We start from the raw sequence: 24,488 nt of genomic DNA on the forward strand, positions 1-24,488 counted from the left end.
CCCCGTTTTCGCCTGAGGCCAAAGGCCCGGGCTTGACTATACCGGCCCCGGGAAACGGCGGCCGCAGGGGAGATTATCCATGACATCCGATGCTCAGGGAAATCGGCCGCTCAGCGAAGAAGAGCTTCAGGAACTTGTCGCGTCCTCAGACGCCGGCGCCCGCAATCCGGTTGGAAGCGTGGGGCTGTTTCTGGCGATCGTCGCCGTCATCTGGTCCGTGTTCCAAGTCATCCTGGCCTCGCCGGTGGCCAACCTGCTGCTGCCTGGCAGCGTGGTGAACAACTCGCGCCAAATCCATTTGGCCTTTGCCATTTTCCTGGCCTATGCAGCCTATCCCGCGTTCAAGTCGAGCCCGCGGAATTACATCCCTGTGCAGGATTGGATCTTCGCGCTGGCTGGTACTGCAATCGCGATGTATGGCTACATCTTCTATCAGAAGATCGTCGACTCCGGCGGGCTTGCCGATGACATGGACAAATGGTTCGCACTCGCAGGCCTGATCCTGCTGTTCGAAGCCGCCCGCCGCGCGCTTGGCCCGGCGATGGCGATCATCGCGACGATCTTCCTGGCTTATGTCTTCTTCGGCTCCTCTGAATGGGTGCCCGAGGTTATCCGCTGGAAAGGCGCTAGCCTGAAAAAGGCGATGAGCCATATGTGGATAACTTCTGAGGGCGTGTTTGGCATTGCCCTGGGTGTTTCAACCAAATTTGTCTTCCTGTTCGTGCTATTCGGCGCGCTGCTGGATAAGGCAGGCGCTGGCAATTACTTTATCAAGATGGCGTTCGGCGCCCTTGGCCACCTGCGCGGCGGCCCGGCCAAGGCGGCTGTTGTCGGCTCTGCCGCAACCGGTCTGATTTCCGGCTCCTCCATCGCCAATGTGGTCACCACCGGCACTTTCACCATCCCGCTGATGAAGCGGGTGGGCTTTACCTCTGAGCAGGCGGGGTCGGTTGAGGTCGCGTCCTCTGTGAATGGACAGATCATGCCGCCAGTTATGGGGGCTGCGGCCTTCCTGATGGTGGAATATGTCGGCATCTCCTATGTCGAGGTGATCACCCATGCCTTCCTGCCGGCCGCGATTTCCTACATCGCGCTGGTCTATATCGTGCACCTTGAGGCCGTGAAACGGAACATGCCGACGCTGGGCAACCGCGTGGTCTCCATGGGGCGCACAATCGGCGGCATGGCCTTGTTCTTCGCGGGCTTCGCCGCGCTCTGTTATGGCGTTCAGTATCCGGTGAAATGGATCATCGCAGCGATGCCCGGTGCCTCTGGTTTGACCCTCTCGGCACTTGTCGTCGCGGCTTACATTGCGCTGCTGTGGCTGGCCTCGGGCGTCGACGACCTGGTGCCGGATGATCCGAAGGCCAAGGAAGTCGAACTGCCTGTTGTCGCCGAAATTTACAAGGCGGGGCTGCATTACCTGCTGCCGATCATCGTGCTGGTCTACTTCCTGATGATTGAACAGAAGTCACCGGGGCTGTCGGCGTTCTGGGCAACCGCGCTGCTGTTTGTGATCCTGCTGACCCAGAAACCGCTTAAGGCGATCTTCCGCGGCCAGAGCAACATGGTAAACGCCTTCGTCGAAGGCGTGCATGACCTGTGGAACGGCCTGATCGACGGCGCCCGCAACATGATCGGGATTGCGCTGGCCACGGCCACCGCAGGCGTGATCGTGGGCACAGTGACGCTGACTGGCGTGGGGCAGGTGATGGCTGACCTGGTCGAGTTCGTCTCGGGCGGCAACCTGATCCTGATGCTGGTGATGGTGGGCTTGCTGTCGCTGGTGCTGGGCATGGGCCTGCCGACCACCGCCAACTACATCGTCGTCAGCTCGCTGATGGCCGGTGTGGTGGTGGAACTGGGCGCCCAGTCCGGGCTCATCGTGCCACTGATCGCCGTGCACCTGTTTGTGTTCTACTTCGGGATCATGGCTGACGTGACACCACCTGTGGGGCTTGCCAGTTTTGCGGCGGCGGCTGTGTCGGGCGGGGATGCAATCCGCACCGGCTTCACCGCCTTCTTCTACAGCTTGCGGACCGTGGCGCTGCCGTTTGTGTTCATCTTCAACACCGATCTGCTGCTGATCGATGTGAACTGGATACAGGGGATACTCGTGGCCATATCAGCCACCATTGCGATCCTTGTCTTTACCGCGGGCACAATGGGTTACTTCGTCAGCCGAAACCGGATCTATGAGAGCATCCTGCTGATCTTTGCAGCCTTTGCGCTGTTCCGGCCGGATTTCTTCATGGACCGGGTGATGCCGCCCTTTACCCAGGTTCCGCCGGCCCAGCTGGCGCAGGCCCTGGGTGAGGCAGAACCTGGAGCTGAGCTTCGGATCACTGTTGAAGGTCCCGATTTCGACACTTCTGAGATCAAGAGCACAACGATGATCATGACGGCCGATGGCTCGGACGGTCAGGCCGCGGTGGACGCCTACGGCCTGCTGCTTCTGGAGGAAGACGGTGCGGTCAAGCTGGAAGAGCCGATGTTCGGCACGCCTGCAGCCCCCAACCTGGAAAGCTTTGATTTCTACGCCGACGCGCCCGTGCAGATCATTGCGATCCAGGCCCCTACCAGCCAGTTGCCAAAGGAGTTGATGTTCCTGCCAGCGCTTCTGCTGGTGGCGCTGGTTGCCCTGTTGCAGCGCGGCCGCGCGCGTGAAGAGGAAGGAGTAACAGCATGAGCAAGCCCGTTCTTTGCGCCCTTGAACTGAACGACCGGGATCTGGACGAAAAGGTTCTGGTACAGGCCGCACGGCTGGCCGGTCTGGATGGCGCGCAGCTGGATGTTGTCAACGTGCTGCCTGACTTTGGTGAGAGCTGGGTCTCGGGCTTTTTTGAGGAGCACCACCACGAGAAGGCAGTCAAAGACACCACTCAACGGCTGACCGGCCTGTGCGAAAGCGTTCTGGGCAAGGAGCGCAATGCCAAGGTCCGCCATCTGGTGGCGACCGGGACGGCCTATCAGGAGATCCTGAAAGTTGCGCAAACCGCAGGCAGCGGGCTGATTGTGATCGGCGCGCATAAGCCGGACCTGAAGGATTACCTGCTGGGGCCCAACGCGGCCCGGGTGATCCGCCACTCGGACTGTTCGGTCTTTGTGGTCCGCTAAGCTGAACAAGGGCGCCTGCGGGCGCCCTTATTCGTAGCCGGTCATCTCAAGGTAGCCTTTGCCGCTGTGGCTGCCTGTGACCTTGACCGGGCCTTCCCAGTAAGAGAACGAGGTGCCCATCCAGCTTTGCGGGTTCAGTGCGGTTACTTCGACGGAAACACCCTTGTCTGGCACAGATGCATGCCAGTGCGTGGGAATCTTGCGGCCTTGAACATCGCTGATATCAAGCGGCTGCGCTTGAAAGGCGCCTGGTGCCAGCGGCTCGGCGGTGCCGTCAGCGGATATCCAGGTGCCCGAGGTGAAATCGTCGCGTGCACCACGCAGGACAAACCCCATCAGCTTCTCGCCGTTGTCGAAGCTGAGCGAGAACCAGTCCCAGCCGCTTTGATCCTCTGCCAGCGGCTGACTTGACCATTCCCGGTCCAGCCATCCACTGCCGGTGACATCCACTGGCCCGTCCGGCAAAGATAAAGTTCCAGAGATCTGATAGTGCGGCTGGGAATAATAATGGCTTGCCTGGCCAGAGGCAGACTTGACCGAGTAACCCGCATGACCTTGCAGAACCAGCGGGCCGTCTGCAGTCAGCTCCAGGTCGTAGGAGAATTCCAGCGCGGTTGCCGAAAGTGAAATCTTTTCAAGTGTCTCATCGGTAGAGCGCATGTGCCAGTCGTCGATCCATGCGGTAAAGGGATCAGGCTGAACACCCGCTTGTCCCACGCCCCCGCGAGCGATCCGTTCCTCAAACAGGTGCGTGTCTTTTGTGGTGACGGCGGCATGCGCCATCCAGATTTGCGGACTGTGCCAGCCGGCTGCTTCTCCAGGCGCCAGGGCGGAGCGGAACAGTGTCCACTGGATGCCATAATCTGCACCGTCGGAACCTTCAAGATTGGCAGTCAAGTACCACCACTCAATACGGAAATCAGGGTGAGGACCGTGGTCGGAAGGGAAGGTCAGCCGGGCATCGGGTTTTGGTATGGCAAATCCTTCCGCATCTGTTCCAAGACCGGCATAACCTTGCGGGTGCCCAGCGGTTGCCCAGATGGCGCCTGCAGCAAATAGAAACATCCTAGCGTTCATTGGCAAACACCTTGAGCAGATCAGCCGGGTCAATCCGGCTCAGCCGCCAGGCTGGCAGAGCAGCAGCAATCACCGCAGCAAGGAGTGCCAGCATGAACAACCGCAGCCAGTCCAGTGGAAACAGATACATCGGCAGCTTCCAGCCAAAGGCAGCCACGTTGATCACCGAAAGCAGCACCCATGCCAGAACAAGACCCAGCGGCAGCGCGAGAACCGCTGTCCCGGCCGCCAGCATAAGGCTGCGCAGAACCTCTGCCGCGGCCAGTTGGCGGCGGGTCACGCCCATCGCCCAGACCGGCGCCAGCTGCGGCAGGCGCTGGCTCCACAGTGTCAGCAGGCTGGTTAGCAGCGCAAAGCCAGCAACACCCAGAGTCAGCAAGTTCAAGGCGGCAGTGATGACAAAGGTTCTGTCAAAAACCGCCAGCGAACGCGTCTTGACTGTGGCTTGGTCTGTGATGTTTTCCCGTGGAAAGTCAAACTCTTGCCTGATTGACTTGATCAAGCCGGAAATTTCTTGAGGATCAGCGCGCAAGCCGAAGTTCCTGTTGGGAAGACTTGGGACATGCTGTAGAAGCGCTCGCAGCGAAACCATGGCTTGGCCATTCGGATTTCCATAGTCAGAGTAGACCCCGGCAACGGGCAGACGCCATCCAGGTCCCAATTCCAGAATGCTGCCCGGTGCCAGCATGTGCCGGCGCGCAAGCTGCTCATTGATCAGCAGCGCTTCACCGCTTGCCGTTTGGTCCCAGACATCCGGCAAGGCGTCCAGCAGGGGCCAGTTTGTCCGGTAGGCTTCGTCGTCTTCAAATCCGTAAACCCGCAGCGGAGCGCCTTTGAACCTGGTGTCGTGATAGCGGCGGGACAGGACCGTGATGCCCTGCGCCTCCAGCCAATGCGCCAGTTCCGCGCCCTGTTCATCGCTTGTGGCGGTGACATAAACCTCCGCGAACAGCCGCTGATCCAGCCAGCCCGTAAAGGTCAGGCGGAAGCTGGACACCATGGTGCCAACGCCAATGTTTGCAGCCAGGGCCAGCAGCAAAGCCATCAGTGCCAAAGACATGCCCGGAAGCTGCGCGCGGGTGTCGGCCCAAAGCCACTCAGCCATTGCGCCCTTTGCCATTCGTGCTCCTAGCGATAGGCCTGTTGAAATTAGCAGTGGCAAAAAAAGAGCTGCGCCCAGCATTACGGCTCCGAGGAATGCAAAACCTGCAACAAGCCCTTGAAAGAAATAAATAACAGTCAAACCTGCAGTGATGGCAGCGGCGCCGCAGAACGCGCTGGTCACATGTGATTGGCTGGCTTGCTGGCCGCGGGCACGGGTCGCCGGGGCAGCCAAAATGGGCAAGCGCCAAAGTGCAAAGAGCGATTGCGTACTGGCCAGAAAAGCGCCGCCCAGGGTCATTGCCAGCCCGGAAATGACCCAGCCGGGCCGCAGCGACAGGCTGCCGTCCACTGACGCGCCATACAGCCCGGCCAAGGTCGCATTGACATCAGGCAGCAACGCAGCCGCCACCAGGTAACCGCCCGCAAGCCCGGCAATGCCCGCAAGAAGGGCAATGGCGGCCAGCTCGGCGGCAAACAGGCCGGACAGCAGGTGCATAGGCACCCCTAGACTGCGCAAGGTCCGGATCATCCCGCGCCGCTGTTCCAGGCTTAGCGCGATGGTTCCCTGAACGATGAAGAGTCCGACGGCAAAGGACAACAGGCCAAAGGCCGTAAGGTTCAGATGGAAACTTTCCGTCAGACGCGCTGTGTCAGAGGCCGCGGCGCGGGCAGGGATATGTTTAAGCTCGGGTGCAAGCCCGGCAAGCGGGGCCAGTCCAGGAGTTTGTTCGGGCAGAACCAACAGATAACTCAGACTGTATGGCTGGCGGAGCAATTGACTGGCTAGGCTGAGATCAGCCATGGCTATGCCCCGCGGCAATGCCGCTAGGCGGGTTACCGGATGGGTTTTCTGCGCTTCTGACAAAAGCGCGGCCGTCTCCGGGTGGGCAAAGATCCGACCTGGAGGGCGCAGGGCCTCTAATGCTGTTGCGCCCCCTGCTTCTGCGGCTTCGGCAAGCGCGGGCGCCTGCGGATGCTGCAGCAGGTCAACGCCCATGATATCAAAGCTGTGCCGGTCGAATCTGACAACACCCTCCAGCACCGGAGCAAGCCTCCATCCAGAACGACGCAACTCGGCGTAGCGGGCAATGGGGATGGATCCGGTTTCCGGTACAAGCCGGGCAAGCCCTGCTGTGCCAAGCTGTTCCGACGCGCGGGCATAACTCGCCCGTGCTTCTGCGTTGATTGCCTGGACCGCCGACCACAAACCGGCCGCAAGCGCCAGCCCGGCAATCAGGGTTGCCAGCTGCAGCGGGTGTCGCCGCCAATGCGACAGAATTGCCAGAAGCGCGGCGCCTGTCATGCCGCCGTGCCGTGCCGCAGATGCAGGCGCTGGTCGAGCATCCCTGCAATTGCTTCGGAATGGGTTACCAGAAAAAGCGCTGTGCCGCTTTCCTGGACAAGTTCCAGCATCAGTTCCATCACGGCAGCGCTAGCGGTTTCATCGAGGTTGCCGGTCGGCTCATCCGCCAGCAGCAGCTTGGGCCGAACGGCCAGTGCGCGGGCGATTGCCACCCGCTGCTGCTGCCCGCCAGAAAGCTGCTCGGGGTAACGGTGCAGCAGACCGGACAGGCCCAGGCGGTCAGTCAGGCGCTTTTCCCAGCCCTCATCCCATCTGCCGCCAAGACGGGCATGTAACGCAATGTTCTTGCTAATGTTAAGTGAGGGGATTAGGTTAAATTGCTGAAAAACAAGAGAAACATCCTGCCTGCGCAATGCCGCCCGCTGGCTGTCACTCAACCCGGAGAGGCGCGTTCCGTCAATCTCGATTTCGCCGCGGTCAAATTGATCGAGCGCCCCAGCCAGATGAAGCAAAGTGCTTTTGCCGGAGCCGCTTTCTCCGGTCAGGGCCAGGCTGCGGCCACCCTGCAGATCCAGTGATATCCCGCGAAGCACAGCTGTTTCAGCTGTTTGGCCCGGAAAGCGCTTGGTCACGTTGCGGATTGTCAGAACCATATGCGTCTGTCTCTGCGCCTTGGGCCATCACATGCTGCCCGGCCACTCAATACCCTCGCGTCCTGGATGTCCAGCGGAGAGACAGTTCCGTCTGGTCAATGCGTTGGCGGGAATGCTTCAATTGCGTCTTGCCCGCATGATTTCTATGGTGCAGCCAAGGGGTGGCAAATCGAATTCAGTACGGGAGGTAAGGCGTGACGCTGTGGAACCAGCTTCTGTGGGGATCAATCTACCTCAGCGCCTGCCTGATCCTTGAAATCACGGTGCTGGTCTGGTGCGCTTCGGTTCTGAACAGGATGTCCAAACGGTTTTCCAAACCCTACCGGCCCTGGCAGTTGGGCCTGATGCTGCTGGTTGCCATTTTTATCATTCTTGGAAGCCATACCGCCCAGGTTTGGATCTGGTCTTCGGCCTTTGTGTTGGTCGGCGCGATCGAAGACTGGAACACCTCGGTGTATTTTTCGCTGGTGACCTACACCACCCTTGGCTACGGCGATGTGGTGCTGGGCCCTGCGCTACGGATATTTGCGGCTTTGGCTGCGGTCACGGGCCTGTTTGGGTTCGGGATCAGCACAGCGTTCCTTGTCAGCGCCATGGGGCGGCTGTTTTCCTTTAATGGACAACGTTCTGAAGGGGGCGGCTAAAGCACAGGGGCGAGCAGGCGCGCTGCCGGTGCCAGCAGGCGGATCCAGAGTTTCTGCTGGCTCAGACTTTCGGTCAGTTCGCGCGCACTCCGGAAGTCTTCTGCCAGCATGTTTGCTATTTCAGACGCGGGGCGCGGATCAAAGAACAGCGCCATGGTTTCGAAGTTCAGCCTGAAGGACCGGTTGTCGAGATTTGCTGTCCCGATGCCGCCAATTGTATTGTCAGCCACAAAGCACTTCTGGTGCATGAACCCGCCCTGGTAGCGCAGGATACGAACCCCGGCTTCACGCAATTCATCAAAAAATGCAAAGCTGGCAAGCCATGGCAGGTGGTGGTCAATGGTTTCCGGCAAAAGCACCCGGACATCGACACCCCGCAGGCCGGCGTGTTTCAAGGCTGCAAAAACATCCTGATCAGGAACGAAGTAGGGAGACGCGAGCCAAATCCTGGACTGTGCCGCAGTGATGGCGGAGAAATAGAGCATGGAGCCATTGCCGGTTGTGTCACCTGGCCCGGTCGAGGCGATCAGCCCCGGCAGGTCCTGCGGTGACACTTCGGGCTTCCAGTTGAGAAGGTCCAGGATAGGTTCCTGTGTTCGCCAGAGCCAATCCTCTGCAAAGGACAGCTGAAGCTGCTGGACCACGGGCCCGGTCAGCCGGACATGCGTATCCCGCCAAGTACCAAACTTCGGATCGAGCCCAATGTATTCATCTCCGGCATTGAGGCCGCCGGTGAAGCCAATCCGTCCATCCGCGATCACGGTTTTCCGGTGATTGCGGAAGTTGATCCGCAACCGGTGCCAAGGACCGCGCTGAACCGCCGGGTCAATCATGTTGATGCCTGCAGCCTCCAACGCGTGTTTATAGTCGCGCGGCAGCTTGCGGCTGCCGATGCTGTCGGTCATGAACCAGATGGTCACACCGCGCTCTGCAGCGGCAATCAGCCGGGTCTGCAGTTGCAGCCCAACCCCGTCGGCGTGCAGGATGTAATACTGAACCAGGATATAATCCTGCGCATTATCAATTGCTTCGTAGATGGCGTTAAAGGTTTCGGCACCGTTAAGAAGCAGTTCCATTCCGTTGCCCCGGCAGACATTCAGGCCTGCGATCACTTCGAAAGGGGCCGTATTGACAGCCAATGCAGATGCGTCTTGTGTCCGGGCATTGGTAAAGTTGCGCTTGGCGATCACGGCCTGCTCTGCGGCCCGGCGCGTCGTCCAGTATCCTTTGAAACGGTGATGGCCAAAAATCATGTAGGCGGGCAGGGCCAGCACCGGTGCAGACAGAAGGAATACGACCCAGCCGATCGCGCCTTGCGGCGTGCGCGCAGTGCGTGCCGCGCTGAGTGCCGCCACTCCGGCCGCCGTCCAGGTTGCAGCCAGGGCTGCGGTGCTTAGAACGATCCAGAACATAGAGGGCTCCAAAATCCGCCTGATTGTCAGACTAATACCGATCCGGGCATCCCGCCATACCCGGGAAAACGCATCGCAGTCCGGCTCATGAATTGACGCTGGCAATTTCCCTGCAGTTGTGGGACGTTGCGGCTATGCCGATCCTTCCGCCAGTCCTCATGTGGCCAGCCGCATTGTTATCCGCCGCCGGCCGTTTCAACAGAAAAAACGGCTGGGTGATGAGCAGTCATATCGCCATGTCGATGATGCTGGCGCTGTTTCCCTTTGTGCTGTTCACCGTGGCGCTCGCAGGCACTGTTGCCGGTCTCCTTTCGCAAGAGGTCGAGGTTGAGGCGATGACGGAGCAGGTGTTCAGTGTTTGGCCGGATGCAGTGGCACGGCCGATCCTGACAGAGCTCAAGGCGGTACTGCGCACGTCCAACACACAGCTGGTGACACTGGGCGGCCTTTTTGCGCTTTATTTTGCGTCAAACGGCGTCGATGCGGTGAGAACCGCTATGGTCCAGGCCTATCACGACACCGACACCCGGCCGTTCTGGCGGTCCCGTGCGCTGTGCATCGCGCTGGTCATTCTTGGCGGCGCGGGCATTCTGGCAGTCACGGTGTTTGAAGTGATCATGCCGCTGTATGTGCGCCATATCACCAAGCTGCTGCCTTTTGCCACTGTGCCGCAAGGCTGGGAGCAGGGGTTGCGGGGGCTTCTGGCGCTGGCGCTGCCAACGGGTGCGGTGCTGGCGTTTCATGTTCTGCTGCCAGGGCGGGTGCATCGGTTCCGGCGCATTCTGCCAGGTGCCATCCTGACGCTGCTGCTGTGGCTGATCTGCGGCAGCGGGTTTGCGATTTATGTGAGCTCTTTTGCGCAGTACTCTGCCACTTACGCAGGCCTCGCCGGCGCGATGGCGGCGATGATCTTTTTGTATCTCAATTCCGCCATCTTGATCCTGGGTGCGGAATTCAATGGTGCGCTGATCGATATGGCGAACAAAATGGGGCGGACATAAACCCTGCGGCGCTTCTGCAACTGTTTCCATTTATTCAACAATAAGGCAGGCGTGCCACAATTGCGCCCCGGTCTGATCCTAATCCGCCTCTAAGACTGCAGGAAAGCAGCGGATCCAGAAGGGGCCACCATGACAAAACTGCAAAACAAACTGCGCCGCATGCGGCTGTTTGAACTGATGCGTCAACGCGGAATGGGCAGCACCGCGGGGCATGACCTGCGGGTGTCACGGCTGACCGACGAAGAAGGTGAAGAGGCCATCATGCTTCGCACAATGGCCGCCCGGTCGCTGACCATGCCCCGCAACCGTCAGGTTTGACGCGGTTCAGCCGCGGAACCCCGTGGCCACCACGAACTTTTCAGAGCTGTCCGACCGCGAGGAGGGCGGCTTGATATTCATCACCTTGGTGAACTTCTGCTTCAGCAGCTTCTGCAGCTCCCCCTCTGCACCGCCGGCCAGAACCTTGGCGACAAAGGTGCCGCCTTCTTCCAGCACGTCAAAGGCGAAGTAGGCCGCAGTTTCGCACAGTGATATGATCCGCAAATGGTCGGTCTGCTTGTGGCCGGAACTGGCCGCTGCCATATCCGACATCACCACATCCGCTTTGCCGCCAAGCCATTCCTTCACCTGTTCGTCAGCGCCGTCGTCCATGAAGTCGAGCTGGTGGAATTCCGCGCCTGCCAGCGGTTCGACCTCTTGCAAGTCGACACCGATGATGCGGCCAACGGCCTTTCCCTGTTTTTCGCCCAGGGAATTGATCCGCTTTACTGCCACCTGCGCCCAGCCGCCCGGCGCGCAGCCCAGATCGACAACCCGCGCACCATTCACCAGGAAGCGGAACTTGTCGTCCAGCTCCATGATCTTATAGGCGGCCCGGCCGCGGTAGCCTTCGGCCTGGGCGCGTTTGACATAAGGGTCGTTCAGCTGCCGCTGCAGCCAGCGGGTCGAGCTGAGCTTGCGCCCGCGCGCCGTTTTTACATTCACCTTCAGATCGCGCTGCCCGCGTCCCGAAGTGTTCTTTCCTGTCGGTGTCTTTGCCATGACTGCCACCATTTGCGCCGGATGCCCGGAGTTTCGACACCCCCGGCCCGGAAAAATCCAATTCTACCGGCCCCGCTTAATAGGGGCCGTCTTCCAGAACACCATCCGCGCTCATCTGCGCATAAAGCAGGCCTTCGCGCAGGCCGCGGTCCGCGACCGATAGGCGGTCAGTGGGCCAGCAACGCAGCAGCGCCTGCAGGATGGCGGAACCGGACATGATCAGCGCCTGCCGGTCCTCGCCGATGCGGGGGTCACGGCGGCGGCCCTGAGGGCCGAGTTCTAGATAACCCCGGATCACTTTGTCAATCTGATCGCTGGTCATCCGCAGCCCGTCCACTTTGGTACGGTCATAGCGTTTGAGGCCTAGATGCGAGGCCGCCACGGTTGTGACGGTACCGGAGGTGCCGACAATCTGAAACCCTGCGCGTGCTTGCTCGTCCTTGTAGGGGGCGAAATCAGCAAGGTTCTCCTCGAAGAACCAGCTCATCAGGGCAAAGCGCGCGGCGTCGTCCTCCACATCGTTGAACTGGTCGCGCAATGTGGCGACTCCCAGCGGCACTGAGATCCAGTCCACCACCTTGGCGGCAGGGAACGGGCTTTCTGTCGGGTGAAACCCGTTGTGCAACCGCATGATGGCCGCCGGGCGGTCGCGCCGCGGCACCGAGGAAACGTCGATCCAGACCAGTTCGGTGGAGCCGCCGCCGATATCAACAACCAGCAGCTGCTCCGTCTTGGTGGAGACCAGCGGCGCACAGGAAATAACCGCGAGCCGCGCTTCCTCCTCTGGCTGGATGATTTCAAGCGTAAGCCCGGTTTCCCGTTTCACCTGCCGGATGAAGTCCCGGGCGTTTTTGGCGCGGCGGCAGGCCTCCGTTGCCACCAGCCGCATCCGCTTGACCTTGTTTCGCTTGAGTTTCTGCTGGCAGATCCGCAGCGCCTGAATGGTGCGCGCCATCGAGGACCGCGACAGCCGTCCGGTCCGCTCCAGTCCGGCGCCGAGCTGCACCGACTTGGAGAAACTGTCGACCACATGAATGCCGCTGCCCTTGGGCTGGGCAATCAGCATGCGGCAGCTATTTGTACCCAGATCCAGTGCCGCATAAAGCGCATCAGGATCGGGACGGGCCGGTGCAGGGGTCTCAACCGCTTTGGGAAACGCGCCCGCACCTTTCGAGCGCCTGGGCGCCATGATTCACGCCCTCCGATTATCGTGTTAAGGACGACAATAGGTGCGCGGGTGCACAGGCGCAAGCGCCGCAAGGGCAGAAGTGAAGCAATTTCCGCTGCTTCCCGGAAAACTCATAATTCACATGAATATTTTGGCGGTTCGCTGCTGTGGCATTCACAGGTGCGCAAAGCTAGTGTCGCGGCAGCAAAACGTCGCTCAATCCCATCGTGTTGTCGAAAATCGACCAACCTGCGGCGCGTCACCGCACTAGAACGTGGTCTATCCAGGCTAGGAGGAAAGCAAGGCATGCCCGACGTTACGATTGTATACTGGCGCGATATCCCCGCGCAGGTCATCGTTGGCAAAGGCCGCCGCGGCGCCAAGCGTCAGCTCGAGGAACGGTTCGAGCAGGCAATTGACCGCGCAGCCATGAAGGTGAACGCTAAGGACGCGGACGCCTATCTGGCTGAATGGCGAAAGGCCGCACCTTTCTCCGCGGAAGGCGAGGCGGCTGACATTGCTGAAGCCGAAGCAAAGCGCCTGGAAACTGAGTATGATCAGGACCGCCTGAAGGCACTGATTGCGAATGACGGATGGGCGTGACCCCTACCACTTTGGGAGGCCGTGATGGCTTTGCTGAACTTTAAGAAACGCGACACTGGCGCAGGCCAAACCGCCACCCCCGAAATGGAAGCTTTCCTGAAAGGCTATTCCATCGAGGTGATGCCGCGCACCGCTGCCAAGGTCGAAGATTTCCGCGACCTGCTGCCCGCCGGAACCCGCGTCTACATCGCGCACATCGAAGGCACCCCGATCGAGGACATGGTCGAGACCGCCAAGCGTATCGCTGGCGAAGGCTATGATGTTATGCCGCACTTCCCGGCGCGGATCATCAAGGACAAGGCGACGCTCGGCGACTGGATCAACCGCTACCAGGGCGAAGCGGGCGTCAAGCAGGGCCTGATCCTGGCCGGGGGCGTTGCCAAGCCGCATGGCGAGTTCGACAGCTCGATGCAATTGCTGGAAACCGGCCTGTTCGACCAGGCGGGCTTTACCAACCTGCACGTTGCGGGGCACCCCGAGCCGAACCTGGACATCGACCCCAAGGGCGGCCGCGCCAATACCTATGCGGCGCTGGACTGGAAACAGGAATTCTCCAAGCGCACCGACGCCCGGATGGCGCTGGCGACCCAATTCTGCTTTGAGGCTCAGCCCGTGATCGACTGGGTGAATGAGCTGAATGAGCGCGGCATGAACCTGCCGGTTCACATTGGCATCGCAGGCCCGGCCAAGCTGCAGACCATGATCAAGTTCGCTATCGCTTGCGGCGTCGGCCCGTCGCTGAAAGTTCTGCAGAAGCGCGCCAAGGACGTGTCCAAGCTGCTGCTGCCGCATGAGCCGGGCGAGGTTCTGGCAGGTCTGGCAGCCCATAAGGCAGCCAATTCTGACTTTGCAATCGAGAAGGTTCACTTCTTCCCGCTGGGCGGCATCAAGACCAATGCCACCTGGGCCATCAACAACGGCGGCGACTCCGCCAAGCCGGTTAACTCCTAAGGATCCACAATGACCCGTACAGTCGTAGAATCAAAAACAAAAACCGCGGTCCTGGGCTTTGACGAGCCGTTCTGCGTCATCGGTGAGCGCATCAACCCGACCGGCCGCAAGAAACTGGCGGCCGAACTGGAAGCCGGCGATTTCTCCACCGTTGAAAAGGACGCCGTGGCTCAGGTTCTGGCCGGTGCAACCGTGCTCGATATCAACGCGGGCGTGGTGTACAACTCCAACCCGAACCCGAACGAGACCGAGCCGCCGCTGATGAAGAAGATCGTCGAGCTGGTTCAGGGCCTGGTTGACGTGCCGCTCTGCATCGACTCCTCGGTCCCTGGCGCGCTGGAAGCCGGCCTGGAAGTCTGTGAAGGCCGTCCGCTGCTGAACTCGGTCACCGGCGAAGAAGAGCGCCTGGAACAGATCCTGCCGCTGGTCAAGAAGTACAATGTCCCGGTTGTGGCGATCTCCAACGACGACACCGGCATTTCGGAAGACCCCGACGTGCGCTTTGCCGTCGCCAAAAAAATCGTTGAGCGTGCTGCCGATTTCGGCATCCCGGCGCATGACATCGTGGTTGACCCGCTGGTGATGCCGGTTGGCGCCATGGCAACCGCTGGCCTGCAGGTGTTTGCCCTGGTCCGCCGTCTGCGCGAAGAGCTGGGCGTGAATACCACTTGCGGTGCGTCCAACATCTCCTTCGGTCTGCCGAACCGTCACGGCATCAACAACGCCTTCCTGCCGATGGCAATGGGCGCGGGCATGACTTCTGCGATCATGAACCCGGTGGCGCTGCCGGTGACCCAAAAGGCAATCGCCGAGAAGAAGGCTGCAGTTGAAGCCGCCGGTATCATCCTGCCGGAGGCCATGGACGACGAGGCGTTTGTCACCATGTTTGGCCTGGGCTCAACCAAGCCGCGCGCCGGCAAGGAAATGGAAGCCATCCGCGCTGCCAACTTCCTGACCAACAACGACCCGCATGGCGGCGAGTGGATCAAGTTCAACAAGCCCCCGGCAGCCGAAGGCGAAGAGGGCCGCGGCCGTGGCGGCCGTGCCGGCGGACGCCGCCGCCGCGCCTGATCCGCGACCAGCAAATCAACACAAAGGCCGGGCAGCAATGCCTGGCCTTTTTTTATGGCAAATTCAAAGTGTTGGGTGCGTCTTCTGAAGTGTGCTAAAGCCTGCTGTGCATGGCTGGAGGCCAGCGTGCCGACCCGGCGGGGGCTGAAGCATTCAGTTTTGGGAAGCGGTCTGTAAGGGAAAGTGGCGGAGAGACAGGGATTCGAACCCTGGGTGGGCTTGCACCCACAACGGTTTTCGAGACCGCCCCGTTCGACCACTCCGGCACCTCTCCGCGGGGGTCTGGTGGGGCAGCGTTTAAGGTTGATTCCGGACCGGCGCAAGGGGGGATTTGCGCCTTTCCCAAAAAAAGCCGGATTTCCGTTGCCAGCCAAAGGTTTTTGCCTAGATTTGCACTATGCAGATGTTCCATTTACCGCCCGCATTCCTGACACGCTCCCTTGTCATGTTTTGGCTCGCCTGTTGGGCCGCCGTCCTGCCTGCAGCTGCCGCCGACCGGGCACGGGTCGAGGCGTTTCTGGAAGTCACCGGGTTTGACGTGGCGCTCGACAGCATAGCGCTGTCCGCGTCCACTGCACCGGATATGCTGGGTGTCGATGCCGGTGCCTTTGGCAGCCAGTGGACCGAAATGTCCGAAGATGTCTTTGATACCGAAAAGATGCGCGGCCTGGCGCTGGACATCCTCGAAAACACCCTGGACGATGCGGCGCTGGACCATGCTGCGGCCTTTTATGCCAGTGACCTTGGGAAACGATTGGTGCGCGCGGAGAATTCGTCACATCTGATTGAGGATGACGAGGTGAAGCAGCTGGCAGGCAACCGCATCATTTCGGATCTGGTCAAGGCCGGCAGCAAGCGGGTTGCGATGTACCAGCGTATGGGGAGCGCAATTGACGCTGCCGGCACTGGTGTAAAGGCGCTGCAGCAGATCCAGTTCCGCTTTCTGATGGCTGCTGCTGCTGCAGGTGTGATTGACCTGGAACTCGACGCCGATGAGTTGCGGGCGCTGATGAAGGAGCAAGAGGGCGAGCTGCGCCTCAGCCTGCAGGCCTCCAGCCTTGCAGCTTCTGCTTATACCTATCAGGAGTTCTCGGATGCTGAAGTGCAGGCCTATGTCGAGGCACTGGAAGAGGAGCCAATGCAGCGGGTTTATGAACTGCTGAACGCGGTCCAGTACGAGATCACTGCCAACCGGTTCGAGGAGCTTGCCCACCGTATGGCGGAGCTGACACCGGGCCAGGATATCTGATTTCCGCAGGGCGTCTGAAAAGCCTGTGGAAAACGGTTGACACACCAGGAATTCCGAACCATAAGCCCGCATCCCGGCCCGGAATCCGTGCGCCGGGGTTTATTTGTCATACGCCCATTCAAGGGCGCGCTGTTCGAGGCGGCATCTGCCGAAACGCCCGTAAGGGGGCCGTAGGACGCGGTTAGAAAAGGAAAGACGCACATGTTTGCGGTCCTCAAGACTGGCGGCAAGCAGTACAAGGTTCAGGCGGGCGACGTGCTCCGCGTTGAGAAACTTGCTGCAGATGCCGGCGACACCATCCAATTCGACGAAGTTCTGATGCTGGGCGGCGACGCTCCGGTTGTCGGTGCTCCGCTGGTTGACGGCGCTGCCGTCAAAGCTGAAGTGATCGAGCAGATCAAAGGCGAAAAGCTGATCCACTTCGTCAAGCGCCGCCGGAAGCACTCCTCCAAGCGCACCAAAGGCCACCGTCAGAAGCTGACCCTGGTCCGGATCACCGAGATCCTGGCTTCGGGCGCAACCAAAGCCGCTCCGAAAGCTGCTGCCAAAGCCAAGGCTGCTCCGGCCGCTGAAGCTGCTGCAGGTTCGGACGACCTGACCGCCCTGACCGGCGTCGGTCCCGCAGCTGCCAAGAAACTGGCAGAAGCCGGCCTGACCACTTTCGCCCAGATCGCAGCCTTGTCCGAAGACGACATTGCTGGTATCGAGGCGATCAAAGTGAAGCCCGAGTGGGTTGAGCAGGCCAAAGAACTGGCCAAAGGCTAAGGAGAGAGAGAATGGCACATAAAAAAGCTGGCGGTTCCTCCCGTAACGGCCGCGACTCTGCTGGTCGCCGCCTTGGCGTGAAACTCTACGGTGGCCAGGCAGCCATCGCAGGCAACATCATCGTTCGTCAGCGCGGCACCAAGTTCTGGGCCGGCGAAGGCGTTGGCATGGGCAAGGACCACACTCTCTTTGCAACTGCTGACGGTGCTGTGAGCTTCCGCAAGGGCCTGAAAGGCCGCACCTTTGTATCGGTTCTCCCAGTGGCGGAGGCCGCTGAGTAAGCCGACCCGAAGGGTAAAGAAATCTTTAGGGGGATCGGCTATAAGGCCGGTCCCCTTTGCCGTTTTGGACTGTGAGAATGTGATGAGTTTTTCTGGAAAGCCTGGCCATCGAACGCGCATGAAATGTGTTCACGCCCGGCAAACGGGAATTTTTCCACAATTTGAACGTTGTAACTATTGCCGCCGCAGCCGCGCGGACACATCTCAAGCAGGCAGCCGAAAGACTGCGGGCTGAGGAGGAGCAGACCCATGAACCTGGAACAGATTGTGTGCCAGCAAATCATCGAAACCGAACGTTTTGTGCTGCGGCCTCTGCGAAAGTCAGATGCCGGCCTGATTGAGCACTACGTCAGCGACCAGCGGGTGGCCCGCATGACCCGCTCGGTACCCCATCCGCTGCCACCGGGCGCGGCTGAAGCGTTTGTGGCCCGTGCCATGGCTGATGAGCGGGACGAAGATGTTTGGGTGATCGACGGCACCGTTGAAGGCGATTCCGAACTGAAGGGTGTCATCGGGCTCAAGCGGATGGACCGAAATCAGTCGGAGGTTTCCTATTGGACTGCGCCGCCGTTCTGGAACACCGGGCTTGCTTCTGCAGCGCTCAAGGCGCTGGTAGATGCCAACCCGCAGAACAACGATGCGATGTTCGCCTGTGTTTTCCAGGATAATCCCGCTTCGGCCCGGGTGCTGATCCATTGCGGGTTTGATTACCTGGGCGACGCCGAAAGCTATTCGGTGGCCCGCGACGCAACTGTCCCAACCTGGACTTACAGCCGAAAACTGTGATTGGCGCGGCGCGCGCTTTGCGGTAAGGCAATCGAAACAGTCCCGCCTCGGCTCCGGGCCTTGGCGGGACACTTATACTGCGCGGACGGGCAGGGACCTGCCGTATTAAGGAGCTGTCATGAAATTCCTCGATCTGGCAAAGGTCTATATCCGCTCGGGCGCCGGCGGGAACGGCTGCGTCAGCTTCCGCCGCGAGAAATACATCGAATACGGCGGGCCGGACGGGGGCGACGGCGGCAAGGGCGGCTCAGTCTGGGCTGAGGTTACAGAGGGGCTGAACACCCTGATCGACTTCCGCTACCAGCAGCATTTCTTTGCCAAGAACGGCCAGTCCGGGATGGGCCGCCAGCGCACCGGTAAGGACGGCGACGATATTATTCTGCGTGTCCCCGTGGGGACAGAGATCCTCGACGAGGACCAGGAAACCGTTCTGGCCGACCTGACTGTGCCTGGCGAACGTGTTCTGCTGGCCAAGGGCGGAAATGGCGGTTTCGGAAACCTGCATTTCAAATCCGCGACCAACCAGGCACCGCGCCGGGCCAACCCGGGGCAGGAGGGTGTCGAACGCACCATTTGGCTGCGGCTCAAGCTGATCGCGGATGCGGGCCTTCTGGGCCTGCCGAATGCAGGTAAATCGACCTTTCTGTCGGCCACCTCCAACGCCCGCCCCAAGATCGCGGATTATCCCTTTACCACGCTGCACCCCAACCTGGGTGTTGTCGGCATCGACAACACCGAGTTTGTGGTTGCGGACATCCCTGGCCTCATTGAAGGCGCACATGAGGGCAAAGGGATCGGCGACCGTTTTCTGGGCCATGTGGAGCGTTGCGCAGTGCTGCTGCACCTGATCGACGGCACCTCCGAAACCGTGGTTGAGGATTACGAGACCATCATCGGCGAGCTGGAGGCCTATGGCGGCGTTCTGGCTACCAAGACCCGGATTACCGCGCTCAACAAGGTCGATGCCATCGACCCCGAAGAGCTGGACGAGAAACGCAAGGCCCTGGAGGCGGCTGTCGGCGGTCCGGTGCATCTGATGTCCGGCGTCAGCCGTCAGGGCGTGAATGAAGTACTGCGTGCCCTGCGCAACGAGATCGACGATGACCGCCTTCGGATGAAGCCTGCCGAGGAGGAAGAAACTTGGCAGCCCTGACGTCGGCAAAGCGCATTGTCGTCAAGATCGGCTCAGCCCTGCTGGTGGACCGGGAAACCGGCGAGCTGCGCGCCGGCTGGCTGCATTCGCTGGCCAATGACGTCGCCTGGCTGAAGTCCCGCGGCACAGACGTGGTGCTGGTGTCCTCCGGGTCTATCGCGCTGGGGCGTGGTGTGCTGGGTCTGCCGCGCGCCGACCTGCCTCTGGAGCAATCCCAGGCTGCCGCTGCGGTTGGCCAAATCCGGCTGGCCCGCGCCTATGAGGAGGCGCTGGCCCCGCACCGGATCACCACGGCGCAGGTGCTGGTGACGCTGGAAGACAGTGAAAACCGCCGCCGCTACCTCAATTCCCGTGCGACCCTTGAGACGCTTCTGGGTATGGGGGCCGTGCCCATTGTTAACGAAAATGACACCATCGCCACCGATGAGATCCGCTATGGCGACAACGACCGTCTGGCGGCACAGGTCGCGGTGACCGTTGGGGCCGATGCGCTGATCCTGCTGTCTGATGTTGATGGGTTCTACAGTGCCAATCCGGCATTGGATCCGGACGCCAAACGCTATGACCGGATTGATGAGATCACGCCCGAGATCGAGGCAATGGCCGGTGATGGGGTTTCCGGCCTGTCCAAGGGCGGGATGATCACCAAACTGCTGGCGGCCAAGATGGCAACCGCCGCAGGCTGTGCGATGGCGATCACTGAAGGTTCGCCCTTGAACCCTTTGAAAACGCTAGAGGAAGGCGCGCCATGCACCTGGTTTACCGGGCAGGGCGATCCGCAGGCTGCGCGTAAACGCTGGATCGCGGCGATGAAGACCCGCGGTGTGCTGACAATTGATGAGGGCGCCGCCCGTGCGCTCATGTCCGGCAAAAGCCTGCTGCCCGCAGGCGTCCGTCATGTGGAGGGTGACTTTGGCCGCGGCGATCCGCTGGCCATCCTCGGCCCAGACGGGCGCAAACTGGGGCAGGGGCTTTCGCGCTATACGGCTGACGAGGCCCGTGCCATCCAGGGGCGCCAATCGCAGGAGATCGAGGCAACGCTGGGCTATCCCGGCCGCGCCGCGCTGATCCACCGCGATGATATGGCGCTTTGAACGCACCACCTGATAGTTTATTCCAGCCGGGATGGCATGCAGCGCCAGACAGGGACCGGCAAGGGCACGAGACATATGAAAGACAATGAAAATATCCCCGCCGTGATGGCGGAGCTTGGCAAACGTGCAAAGCAAGCGGCGCAAATCCTGGCAACGGCCAGTGCGGAACGCAAACATGCAGCCTTGATCGGCGCTGCCGAGGCGGTTTGGAGCCGCCGGGCGGAGATCATCGCGGCAAACGCCAAGGATTTAGAGTTTGGCCGAAACAAGGGCCTGTCGGACGCGATGATGGACCGTCTGATGCTGGACGAACCCCGCATCCAAGGCATCGTTGACGGCCTGCGCGCGGTTGCAGAGCAGCGCGATCCGGTTGGCGAGGTGATGGAAGAGTGGGAGCAGCCCACAGGCCTGAAGATCCAGCGCGTCCGCACCCCTCTGGGTGTGATTGGCGTGATCTATGAAAGCAGGCCCAATGTAACGGCAGACGCTGGCGCGCTCTGCCTGAAATCGGGTAATGCGGTGATCCTGCGCGGCGGCTCCGAAAGCTTCCATTCCTCACTCGCGATCCATGCCTGCCTGGCAGAAGGCCTGAAATCGGCAGGCTTGCCGGAGGGCGCGGTGCAGCTGGTTCCGACCCGCGACCGCGCCGCGGTTCAGGAACTGCTGACCATGACAGACTATGTCGATGTCATTGTTCCGCGTGGCGGCAAAGGGCTGGTCGGGCTTGTCCAGCGCGAGGCTCGGGTGCCTGTCTTTGCGCATCTTGAGGGCATCGTTCATATCTACCTGGACAAGGCTGCCGATCCGCAGAAGGCGCTGGATGTGGTGCTGAACGCCAAGACCCGCCGAACTGGGATCTGCGGTGCCGCGGAATGCCTGCTGATCCACCAGGACATTGCGCCGACGCTGGGCAAGATGGTTCTGGAAGCCCTGGCCTCTGCCGGCGTTGAAATCCGCGCCGAGGCAGGACTGCCCGGACCGGACGGCATGACCGCCGCAACGGCTGAAGACTGGGGTAAGGAGTATTTGGATTCCATCATTGCTGCCAAGCAGGTAGCGGGCATAGATGAAGCGATTCAGCACATCCGCACGCATCACTCACAGCATACCGATTGCATCATCACCGAGGACGAGAAAGCGGTTCAGACATTCTTTGCTGAACTCGACAGCGCCATCCTGATGCACAATGCCTCAACCCAGTTTGCTGATGGCGGCGAATTCGGGATGGGGGCCGAGATCGGGATTGCCACCGGCAAGATGCATGCCCGCGGGCCGGTCGGCGCCACCCAGCTCACCAGCTTCAAATACCTGGTGCGCGGCAACGGAACCACCCGCGCCTGACCGTTAAAAATGCAAAACGCCGGGCTGTCCGCCCGGCGTTTCTTTGCGCAGAATGCAGTTCTCAGAACTGCATCGTGATGTTTTCCAAATTCAATTCCAGCCGCACGGTCCGGCCTGCTTCCTTGGCGGCCTCCGGCAGCAATGCGAATTGAACCAAAGCGGGTGTAATCTCAGCGTTTGAGCTGCCGCCGCTGACCCGGGCCCACAGTTCATCATCAACTGTGACCTTGCGGCCTTCGCCCACCACGGTCCACTTGCCATCGGCGCAGAAGATCTTGACCGTGCCGCCATAGGGCAAGGCGCTTTCCAGGCACAGCGCCGACAAGAACGCCAGCCGTGCCTCACTGCGGGTGCAGCCCTCCAGCGGCGACCATTGGTATTGAATGCGTCCGCCCTTGCCGACATCTTCCAGCACAGAAACCACCTCTGCCCGCGGTGTCTGCTGATCGCCGGCCGAGCCAAAGGCGATGCGAAAGAAACGGATGCGCGCATTGGCATTGGCGACGCTGTCGGAAATCAGCTCCAGTTCCGGTCCCGACATGCTGCCGGCCATGCCCAGCAGTTCCAGACCGTTGTTGATTGCGCCGACCGGGCTGATCAGATCATGACAGATCCGCGACCCTACCAATGCGGCCAAATTGGCGTTATCTACACCCATAACTATTACTTCCTCCGAACTGGGCCATCCCCCTATGAATGACCTCAACGCTATTTTAGCCCCCGGCATGTTCGTCCGGCACCCGGACCACCCTGAGTGGGGCGTAGGCCAGGTGCAGTCGAACGCGGGCGGCAAGATCACGGTGAACTTTCCCGATCAGGGCAAGCTTGTGATTGACGGAGCGCGTGTCTCCCTTATCCCCGTCTTTGATCCATAACGGTTTATGAAGGGTTAACGTAATCCCTCAAATTCTTCCCAATTGCTGAGCGCTCTTTGCCTGATTGGAATGGAGCGCTCAACCCTCAACGATGCGAAGGTGAGCAAATGGCAGTCGCCCCCCCGGAGTTTTCAGTGAAAATAGCCGAAACCGAGGATGAGCTGCGCGCCGCGCAGGCCCTGCGCTATGACGTGTTCGTACGTGAACTCGGCGGCGGTGGCGCAATGGTTGATCATCAGGCCGGGCTGGAACGGGACAGGTTCGATCCCTTCTTCGACCACATGCTGGCGGTGGATGAGGCCACAGGCACGGTGGCCGGGGTTTACAGATTGCTGCGGGATGACCAGGCTGCGCAGGCGGGGCAGTTCTATTCCGAAGATGAATACGATCTGAGCACGCTGAAGGCCTCAGGCCGCAGGCTGCTGGAACTGGGGCGGTCCTGCCTGCACCCCGAATACCGCGGCGGCATGGCGATGTTTCACCTCTGGTCCGGGCTGGCGGACTATGTTGAGAAACACGGGATTGAGGTCCTGTTCGGCGTGGCCAGCTTCCATGGCACAGATCCCAAGCATCTGGCCAATCCGCTGGCCATGCTGCATCACAACCACCTGGCGCCGCCGGAACTGCGCGTCAGGTCAAAAGCGTTTCAGTCCATGGACTTGGTTGCCGTTGATGATCTGGACCGGAAGCGCGCGATGGTGGACACGCCCGCGCTGATCAAGGCCTACCTGCGGCTTGGCGGATTTGTTGGCGAGGGCGCTTATGTTGACCATGCGTTCAACACCACCGACGTCTGCCTGATCCTGGACACAGCACGGATGAACGAGCGTCAGCGCAAGATTTATTCCGGCGGAAAGGGACGCAGATGAGTATAAGCTGGCAAAGCGGGGACAGGCCCGATCCGGTCCGGATCAGCCCGCTGGGCTGGGTGCTGGTGCTGCTGCGCGGCCTGCCGCTGGCGCTTCTGGTGTTTGGCGGGCTGCTGGTTTTGCTGACCGTGCGGCTGGCCGAGCGGCCTCTGTTCGGGCACCAGCGGCCGGTCACACCATTTATCACCCAGTTCGTCTGCCGTAATGCCTTTCGTATCCTGGGGATCCGTTACCGGACCCGCGGCACGCTGATGCGGCAGCGCGGGCCGGTTGTTGCCAACCACTCTTCCTGGCTGGATATTTTCGCCCTCAACGCGCGAAAGCGGATTTACTTCGTGTCCAAGGCCGAGGTCGCCGGATGGCCGGGCATCGGCTGGCTGGCGCGGGCCACCGGCACTGTGTTCATCGAGAGAAACCCCAAGAAGGCCCGGGAGCAGGCAGAGCTGTTCGAGCAGCGGTTGCAAGCAGGGCATAAGCTGCTGTTTTTCCCGGAGGGCACGTCGACGGACGGCTTGCGGGTTCTGCGTTTCAAAACAACACTCTTCGCCGCGTTTTTCACCGATCAGCTCCGCAACGGACTGTTTGTTCAGCCGGTTTCCGTAGTGTACCACGCGCCCCAGGGAGCGTCCGCCCGCTTTTACGGCTGGTGGGGAGACATGGACTTTGGCCCGCATCTTCTCAAGATCCTGGCAGCCCGGCGCCAAGGCGGGGTGGAACTGATCTACCACCCGCCTCTGAGGGTAGCGGAGTTCCCGGACCGCAAGGCGCTGGCTGCCCGGGCTGAGGCGCTGGTGCGCAGCGGCCATCAAGAGGCCTTGACGACCTGAAATGCGGAGAAGGGCGCCGATTTCTGTGGGACGGGCCTTGTCAGCCGGCAAATTCTGATCTATAGGCGCGCCTACGAACCCGCAGGCGGGGTTTGGCCTGATC

General features: G+C 60.8%; 25 protein-coding genes and 1 tRNA gene. 18 read left to right on the forward strand and 8 right to left on the reverse strand.

Annotated elements, in window-relative coordinates; all coding sequences use genetic code 11:
* Nucleotides 1-79 precede the first annotated feature (79 nt).
* Together K3725_RS08500 and K3725_RS08505 are read left to right on the forward strand one after the other, a co-directional pair.
* Nucleotides 80-2,689: a TRAP transporter permease gene (locus K3725_RS08500; protein WP_260018348.1), complete on the forward strand. Its 2,610-nt coding sequence runs from the start codon at nt 80-82 to the stop codon at nt 2,687-2,689.
* Nucleotides 2,686-3,117: a universal stress protein gene (locus K3725_RS08505; protein ID WP_260018349.1), complete on the forward strand. Its 432-nt coding sequence runs from the start codon at nt 2,686-2,688 to the stop codon at nt 3,115-3,117. The genes K3725_RS08500 and K3725_RS08505 overlap by 4 nt, the downstream gene beginning before the upstream one ends.
* A gap of 27 nt (nt 3,118-3,144) precedes the next feature.
* On the opposite strand, the gene K3725_RS08510 is transcribed toward K3725_RS08505, so the two are convergent.
* The 3 genes from K3725_RS08510 to K3725_RS08520 are packed head-to-tail and all read right to left on the reverse strand — an operon-like array spanning nt 3,145 to nt 7,254.
* Nucleotides 3,145-4,194 carry a lipocalin-like domain-containing protein gene (locus K3725_RS08510; RefSeq protein ID WP_260018586.1) on the reverse strand — a complete coding sequence of 350 codons (1,050 nt, stop codon included), beginning with the start codon at nt 4,192-4,194 and terminating at the stop codon, nt 3,145-3,147.
* On the reverse strand, nt 4,184-6,601 hold the full coding sequence (locus tag K3725_RS08515) for an ABC transporter permease (protein ID WP_260018350.1): 2,418 nt from the start codon (nt 6,599-6,601) through the stop codon (nt 4,184-4,186). Before K3725_RS08515 ends, K3725_RS08510 begins: the two co-directional genes overlap by 11 nt.
* Nucleotides 6,598-7,254: an ABC transporter ATP-binding protein gene (locus K3725_RS08520; protein WP_260018351.1), complete on the reverse strand. Its 657-nt coding sequence runs from the start codon at nt 7,252-7,254 to the stop codon at nt 6,598-6,600. The genes K3725_RS08515 and K3725_RS08520 overlap by 4 nt, the downstream gene beginning before the upstream one ends.
* A 194-nt stretch (nt 7,255-7,448) precedes the next feature.
* Between K3725_RS08520 and K3725_RS08525 the strand changes: the two genes are divergently transcribed.
* A complete protein-coding gene (locus K3725_RS08525; protein ID WP_260018352.1) occupies nt 7,449-7,898 on the forward strand; it encodes a potassium channel family protein in 450 nt (149 codons plus the stop codon).
* Here K3725_RS08525 and cls read toward each other — a convergent pair.
* Complete coding sequence (gene cls / locus K3725_RS08530; RefSeq protein ID WP_260018353.1) at nt 7,895-9,310, reverse strand: cardiolipin synthase; 1,416 nt, start codon at nt 9,308-9,310, stop codon at nt 7,895-7,897. The genes K3725_RS08525 and cls overlap by 4 nt on opposite strands.
* Nucleotides 9,311-9,444: 134 nt before the next feature.
* Between cls and K3725_RS08535 the strand changes: the two genes are divergently transcribed.
* Nucleotides 9,445-10,311, forward strand: a complete 867-nt coding sequence (locus K3725_RS08535) for a YihY/virulence factor BrkB family protein (RefSeq protein ID WP_260018354.1) — start codon at nt 9,445-9,447, stop codon at nt 10,309-10,311.
* Nucleotides 10,312-10,440: 129 nt separating this feature from the next.
* Nucleotides 10,441-10,629 carry a hypothetical protein gene (locus K3725_RS08540; protein ID WP_260018355.1) on the forward strand — a complete coding sequence of 63 codons (189 nt, stop codon included), beginning with the start codon at nt 10,441-10,443 and terminating at the stop codon, nt 10,627-10,629.
* Nucleotides 10,630-10,635: 6 nt separating this feature from the next.
* On the opposite strand, the gene K3725_RS08545 is transcribed toward K3725_RS08540, so the two are convergent.
* Both K3725_RS08545 and K3725_RS08550 read right to left on the reverse strand, forming a co-directional pair.
* Nucleotides 10,636-11,352 carry an RlmE family RNA methyltransferase gene (locus K3725_RS08545; protein WP_065267361.1) on the reverse strand — a complete coding sequence of 239 codons (717 nt, stop codon included), beginning with the start codon at nt 11,350-11,352 and terminating at the stop codon, nt 10,636-10,638.
* 76 nt (nt 11,353-11,428) lie between these two features.
* Nucleotides 11,429-12,541, reverse strand: a complete 1,113-nt coding sequence (locus K3725_RS08550) for a Ppx/GppA phosphatase family protein (RefSeq protein ID WP_039182982.1) — start codon at nt 12,539-12,541, stop codon at nt 11,429-11,431.
* Between the two features lie 285 nt (nt 12,542-12,826).
* Between K3725_RS08550 and K3725_RS08555 the strand changes: the two genes are divergently transcribed.
* The 3 genes from K3725_RS08555 to K3725_RS08565 are packed head-to-tail and all read left to right on the forward strand — an operon-like array spanning nt 12,827 to nt 15,145.
* A complete protein-coding gene (locus tag K3725_RS08555; protein ID WP_065267194.1) occupies nt 12,827-13,123 on the forward strand; it encodes a virulence factor in 297 nt (98 codons plus the stop codon).
* A gap of 24 nt (nt 13,124-13,147) precedes the next feature.
* Nucleotides 13,148-14,074, forward strand: coding sequence for a methylenetetrahydrofolate reductase (locus K3725_RS08560; RefSeq protein WP_260018356.1), 927 nt, complete (start codon nt 13,148-13,150; stop codon nt 14,072-14,074).
* Nucleotides 14,075-14,083: 9 nt separating this feature from the next.
* Nucleotides 14,084-15,145, forward strand: a complete 1,062-nt coding sequence (locus K3725_RS08565; RefSeq protein WP_039182976.1) for a methyltetrahydrofolate cobalamin methyltransferase — start codon at nt 14,084-14,086, stop codon at nt 15,143-15,145.
* 184 nt (nt 15,146-15,329) lie between these two features.
* Here the strand turns inward: K3725_RS08565 and K3725_RS08570 are convergent.
* Nucleotides 15,330-15,419 (reverse strand) — tRNA-Ser (locus K3725_RS08570).
* Between the two features lie 171 nt (nt 15,420-15,590).
* On the opposite strand from K3725_RS08570, the gene K3725_RS08575 reads away from it, so the two are divergent.
* The 7 genes from K3725_RS08575 (at nt 15,591) to K3725_RS08605 (ending at nt 21,814) form a co-directional block, all read left to right on the forward strand.
* A complete protein-coding gene (locus K3725_RS08575; RefSeq protein ID WP_260018357.1) occupies nt 15,591-16,394 on the forward strand; it encodes a DUF2059 domain-containing protein in 804 nt (267 codons plus the stop codon).
* 201 nt (nt 16,395-16,595) lie between these two features.
* Nucleotides 16,596-17,159, forward strand: a complete 564-nt coding sequence (rplU, locus tag K3725_RS08580; protein ID WP_039145986.1) for a 50S ribosomal protein L21 — start codon at nt 16,596-16,598, stop codon at nt 17,157-17,159.
* Between the two features lie 11 nt (nt 17,160-17,170).
* Nucleotides 17,171-17,440: a 50S ribosomal protein L27 gene (rpmA, locus tag K3725_RS08585; RefSeq protein ID WP_019297807.1), complete on the forward strand. Its 270-nt coding sequence runs from the start codon at nt 17,171-17,173 to the stop codon at nt 17,438-17,440.
* 249 nt (nt 17,441-17,689) lie between these two features.
* Complete coding sequence (locus K3725_RS08590; RefSeq protein ID WP_260018358.1) at nt 17,690-18,226, forward strand: GNAT family N-acetyltransferase; 537 nt, start codon at nt 17,690-17,692, stop codon at nt 18,224-18,226.
* A gap of 118 nt (nt 18,227-18,344) precedes the next feature.
* Nucleotides 18,345-19,379, forward strand: a complete 1,035-nt coding sequence (gene obgE / locus K3725_RS08595) for a GTPase ObgE (protein ID WP_260018359.1) — start codon at nt 18,345-18,347, stop codon at nt 19,377-19,379.
* Complete coding sequence (gene proB, locus K3725_RS08600; RefSeq protein WP_065267187.1) at nt 19,367-20,473, forward strand: glutamate 5-kinase; 1,107 nt, start codon at nt 19,367-19,369, stop codon at nt 20,471-20,473. Before obgE ends, proB begins: the two co-directional genes overlap by 13 nt.
* Before the next feature lie 75 nt (nt 20,474-20,548).
* Nucleotides 20,549-21,814, forward strand: coding sequence for a glutamate-5-semialdehyde dehydrogenase (locus K3725_RS08605; RefSeq protein WP_260018360.1), 1,266 nt, complete (start codon nt 20,549-20,551; stop codon nt 21,812-21,814).
* 61 nt (nt 21,815-21,875) lie between these two features.
* Here the strand turns inward: K3725_RS08605 and K3725_RS08610 are convergent, their stop codons facing one another.
* Nucleotides 21,876-22,472: a histidine phosphotransferase family protein gene (locus K3725_RS08610; RefSeq protein ID WP_260018361.1), complete on the reverse strand. Its 597-nt coding sequence runs from the start codon at nt 22,470-22,472 to the stop codon at nt 21,876-21,878.
* Between the two features lie 34 nt (nt 22,473-22,506).
* Here K3725_RS08610 and K3725_RS08615 point away from each other — a divergent pair, with 34 nt between their 5' ends.
* The 3 genes from K3725_RS08615 (at nt 22,507) to K3725_RS08625 (ending at nt 24,385) form a co-directional block, all read left to right on the forward strand.
* A complete protein-coding gene (locus K3725_RS08615) occupies nt 22,507-22,689 on the forward strand; it encodes a DUF3553 domain-containing protein (protein ID WP_039145992.1) in 183 nt (60 codons plus the stop codon).
* A gap of 107 nt (nt 22,690-22,796) precedes the next feature.
* A complete protein-coding gene (locus K3725_RS08620; protein WP_260018362.1) occupies nt 22,797-23,558 on the forward strand; it encodes a GNAT family N-acetyltransferase in 762 nt (253 codons plus the stop codon).
* On the forward strand, nt 23,555-24,385 hold the full coding sequence (locus K3725_RS08625; protein WP_260018363.1) for a 1-acyl-sn-glycerol-3-phosphate acyltransferase: 831 nt from the start codon (nt 23,555-23,557) through the stop codon (nt 24,383-24,385). The genes K3725_RS08620 and K3725_RS08625 overlap by 4 nt, the downstream gene beginning before the upstream one ends.
* Nucleotides 24,386-24,488 lie beyond the last annotated feature (103 nt).

It is taken from the genome of Leisingera sp. S132 (assembly GCF_025144465.1).
Taxonomy (GTDB): Bacteria; Pseudomonadota; Alphaproteobacteria; order Rhodobacterales; family Rhodobacteraceae; genus Leisingera.

Excerpts from the sequence above, each read along its gene's own strand:
- K3725_RS08500 (WP_260018348.1), top strand. The coding sequence starts at position 80 with ATGACATCCGATGCTCAGGGAAATCGGCCGCTCAGCGAAGAAGAGCTT.
- K3725_RS08505 (WP_260018349.1), top strand. The coding sequence starts at position 2,686 with ATGAGCAAGCCCGTTCTTTGCGCCCTTGAACTGAACGACCGGGATCTG.
- K3725_RS08510 (WP_260018586.1), bottom strand. The coding sequence starts at position 4,194 with ATGAACGCTAGGATGTTTCTATTTGCTGCAGGCGCCATCTGGGCAACC.
- K3725_RS08515 (WP_260018350.1), bottom strand. The coding sequence starts at position 6,601 with ATGACAGGCGCCGCGCTTCTGGCAATTCTGTCGCATTGGCGGCGACAC.
- K3725_RS08520 (WP_260018351.1), bottom strand. The coding sequence starts at position 7,254 with ATGGTTCTGACAATCCGCAACGTGACCAAGCGCTTTCCGGGCCAAACA.
- cls (WP_260018353.1), bottom strand. The coding sequence starts at position 9,310 with ATGTTCTGGATCGTTCTAAGCACCGCAGCCCTGGCTGCAACCTGGACG.
- K3725_RS08535 (WP_260018354.1), top strand. The coding sequence starts at position 9,445 with ATGCCGATCCTTCCGCCAGTCCTCATGTGGCCAGCCGCATTGTTATCC.
- K3725_RS08540 (WP_260018355.1), top strand. The coding sequence starts at position 10,441 with ATGACAAAACTGCAAAACAAACTGCGCCGCATGCGGCTGTTTGAACTG.
- K3725_RS08545 (WP_065267361.1), bottom strand. The coding sequence starts at position 11,352 with ATGGCAAAGACACCGACAGGAAAGAACACTTCGGGACGCGGGCAGCGC.
- K3725_RS08550 (WP_039182982.1), bottom strand. The coding sequence starts at position 12,541 with ATGGCGCCCAGGCGCTCGAAAGGTGCGGGCGCGTTTCCCAAAGCGGTT.
- K3725_RS08555 (WP_065267194.1), top strand. The coding sequence starts at position 12,827 with ATGCCCGACGTTACGATTGTATACTGGCGCGATATCCCCGCGCAGGTC.
- K3725_RS08560 (WP_260018356.1), top strand. The coding sequence starts at position 13,148 with ATGGCTTTGCTGAACTTTAAGAAACGCGACACTGGCGCAGGCCAAACC.
- K3725_RS08565 (WP_039182976.1), top strand. The coding sequence starts at position 14,084 with ATGACCCGTACAGTCGTAGAATCAAAAACAAAAACCGCGGTCCTGGGC.
- K3725_RS08575 (WP_260018357.1), top strand. The coding sequence starts at position 15,591 with ATGTTTTGGCTCGCCTGTTGGGCCGCCGTCCTGCCTGCAGCTGCCGCC.
- rplU (WP_039145986.1), top strand. The coding sequence starts at position 16,596 with ATGTTTGCGGTCCTCAAGACTGGCGGCAAGCAGTACAAGGTTCAGGCG.
- rpmA (WP_019297807.1), top strand. The coding sequence starts at position 17,171 with ATGGCACATAAAAAAGCTGGCGGTTCCTCCCGTAACGGCCGCGACTCT.
- K3725_RS08590 (WP_260018358.1), top strand. The coding sequence starts at position 17,690 with ATGAACCTGGAACAGATTGTGTGCCAGCAAATCATCGAAACCGAACGT.
- obgE (WP_260018359.1), top strand. The coding sequence starts at position 18,345 with ATGAAATTCCTCGATCTGGCAAAGGTCTATATCCGCTCGGGCGCCGGC.
- K3725_RS08605 (WP_260018360.1), top strand. The coding sequence starts at position 20,549 with ATGAAAGACAATGAAAATATCCCCGCCGTGATGGCGGAGCTTGGCAAA.
- K3725_RS08610 (WP_260018361.1), bottom strand. The coding sequence starts at position 22,472 with ATGGGTGTAGATAACGCCAATTTGGCCGCATTGGTAGGGTCGCGGATC.
- K3725_RS08615 (WP_039145992.1), top strand. The coding sequence starts at position 22,507 with ATGAATGACCTCAACGCTATTTTAGCCCCCGGCATGTTCGTCCGGCAC.
- K3725_RS08620 (WP_260018362.1), top strand. The coding sequence starts at position 22,797 with ATGGCAGTCGCCCCCCCGGAGTTTTCAGTGAAAATAGCCGAAACCGAG.
- K3725_RS08625 (WP_260018363.1), top strand. The coding sequence starts at position 23,555 with ATGAGTATAAGCTGGCAAAGCGGGGACAGGCCCGATCCGGTCCGGATC.